Here is a 231-nt window from a genome sequence, read left to right as displayed (position 1 = left end):
CGCGCAACAATATCACCTGTCTTGACACATTGCTGCAACCGCTTGGCAGCCTCAATCAACAGCAAATCGCCCACGTCATGCCCAAACGAATCATTCACGTCTTTAAAGCGGTCCAAATCGAGGAAGAGTACGGCCATATTCGACTGAAAGCGTTTGGCCTGCATGATTTCCTTGCCTAAATGCTGCACGTACATCCGCCGATTTGGCAGCTCCGTCAACGCGTCGTGATAG

At 51.1% G+C, this 231-nt stretch carries 1 protein-coding gene; it reads right to left on the bottom strand.

Annotated elements, in window-relative coordinates:
* Window positions 1-231: diguanylate cyclase domain-containing protein (locus tag SB773_RS35015; protein ID WP_410595195.1), on the bottom strand; the 231-nt coding region annotated here is incomplete at both ends.

This window comes from Bacillus sp. SIMBA_074, assembly GCF_046534555.1.
In the GTDB taxonomy this organism is placed as follows: Bacteria; Bacillota; Bacilli; order Bacillales; family Bacillaceae_G; genus Bacillus_A; species Bacillus_A mycoides.
Note: the sequence above shows the minus strand (reverse complement) of the source record. Positions and strands in the feature narration are given on the sequence as shown.